Origin of the sequence: Cognatiyoonia sp. IB215182 (genome assembly GCF_033963905.1) — a bacterium.
Lineage (GTDB): Bacteria > Pseudomonadota > Alphaproteobacteria > Rhodobacterales > Rhodobacteraceae > Yoonia.
Genome location: NZ_JAXBMB010000055.1, coordinates 1 through 2,275 on the forward strand (window position 1 = coordinate 1; position 2,275 = coordinate 2,275).

Annotated in this window: 1 pseudogene; it reads right to left on the minus strand. The window is 57.7% G+C overall.

The annotated features are described in order from the left end of the window. Window positions 1–1,875, minus strand: a pseudogene (locus SLH47_RS26195) (hypothetical protein); the annotation flags it as partial. Window positions 1,876–2,275 lie beyond the last annotated feature (400 nt).

Below are 2,275 nucleotides of genomic sequence, written 5' to 3' on the forward strand. Positions count from 1 at the left end.
AGTAACAATGGCAGTGCTGGCAATATCAATTGTTCCCCCGCCGTCAGCGTCGGAGATCGTGCGAATCGCAGCGCCGTCGTCATCAGCGTTAAATCCGTCAGCTCCGCCCGTCACAATCCCGGCCACGTCCACGTCAAACTCTTCTACACCTAGCCAAAATTTTGTGAGGTCGGTGCTGGAAACAGTCACGTAATTCCCTGAGACACGAATCCCGTTTGAACCCGCCCCTGAAGCCGTGACAACGGCACCCGCATTCAGCTTGACAGCCACCTTGGCTTGCGGCGTTGAGTTTGGATCAAACCGCACGCCACTCGGCATCGCATCCGCCTCTGCTTCCGCCCAAAGCCCGTGAGAATTTCTCCCTAGCGTGGTGATACTGCCGCCCTTCATCTCCACGACCACATCGGCTGAGCCAGTGGTGTCCGCATGAATCCCGTGGGAACCCTCGAACGCGTTGACCCTGTTCGTCGTCATGATCGTCCCTCCGAACATACGCGCTGTCGCCCCGTTTGTGTTGTCGGAGTTGTTTGTGTGATCCTCGTTGTGAATCCGCACATAAATCGCGGACGCCCCCCCGTGAGTCGTGGTGATTGTGCCACCACGCATTTCCGCCAGCGCGCTCCCCAGGCCACCATTGGCTTGCACAGAAATCCCATGAGCCCATTGACCGTTAATATTGATACTCCCGTTTCTCATGACAGCCATTGCACTCGCCTCGGATGCACTCTCCGAGTTGTTGGACACCGCCCGTATCCCGTGGGATTGCTCCCCTTCCGTGGTGATTGTGCTGCTGCCGTTGATAGCATTCATCTCAGCGATTGCATCACAATCACAGGATGCATCTGCAGCCGCAGAAATCCCAGCGGATCGGTAACCTGTCGTACTAATCACGCCCTTGGTCATGCGCGCTGTCGCCGTAGCTTTGCTATTCGCCGTATTGTCATAGAGCCGCGCTCGAACCCCATGGGAATCTCTTTCCCCTCGCGTGATGATTGTGCCGCCACTCATTTCCGCGAGCACCTCGGCGCGGACATCGCCCTCAACCACCCCTCCATTGCTCTCTGCCAAAACCCCATGGGAAACGTTCTGGTGCGTCCTGATCAGCCCTCCGGTCATGCGCGCCGTTGCACTGGCTGCACTCCCCGTGTTTTTGTTGACCGACGCAGAAATCCCATGAGACGCTCCGCCGTGCGTGGTGATTGTGCCACCACTTATTTCAGCGATCGCCGCGCCACCTATGGAGTCGGTTCCCGCAGAAAGCCCAGAGCTTGATCCGCTGTGACTATTGATATTCCCTGCGGTCATTTCCGCCTTCGCCGTGGCGTTACTCCCCGCGTTTTTGATCTCCGCCCGAAGCCCGTAACTAAGGACAGCATGCGTGGTGACATCCCCGCCATTCATTTGAGCGGTCGCATCTCCACTGCCCTCGGTATACGCCTCAAGCCCGTGGTTATTGTAGTTAAGCGCCGGACCATCAGTGGTAACGCTCCCGTGGTGCAGTAGCACAGCGATATCGCCTGAAGTATTATCCGCCCCACGCACTGCCGCCCCAGAGACACCCCAAGCTTCCACCGTGATGCCTGAGTACTGAAGGATCACAGTGTGTACCTCTGATCCTTCATAGGTGATGCCATTATTGTATTCTCTAGCGTCACATGTGATGACGCCGTCGTTAAAGGTGTGCGGATTGTTCTTTGGATTTCCGCACTCATTGGCAGCCTGGACGTCACCGCCGGAGAACAGCGCTGCGACCAGGACCGAAAGCCCTGGCGCAATGCTTGCCACCCGACCCTTGAACTTGATCAAACGACCAGCCCGAACCGAGACGTTACGCGGGCGAAGGACCGGCTGGGTGTCTGAGGACTGGTTCGTCATTTTGAAACTCTCCTGTGAGCGACATTGAGTACAATCGAGGCAAGGCACCGCCCTGCCCGTCAGGCAGTCGATGGGTTGGCATAATTGCGGGTGTAGGTATGGGTATCGGCCGGAGGCGTTGTTTGAGCCTCAAGCGGAAGCGAACCACAGTTGGCGGTCGGCTGCGCTGCTCTCGCCCCGTCCGGTCTGATCGGGATAAAAAGGTGGAGGATGGTTGTAGCTGATCTCGCACCAGTGACCGCCATCACGTCGGCCGAGGACAACCGCGTAAAGCCATCCAATCCGGAAGCCGTGATCAGACTACCAATTGATCCGCGTGCAATAGCCGGCCTGGGGCCGGGTGTCAGATTATCAGGATGCGGAAATCGGTGAGTGCTACTGCCTACGCCAGAGCGCAGCG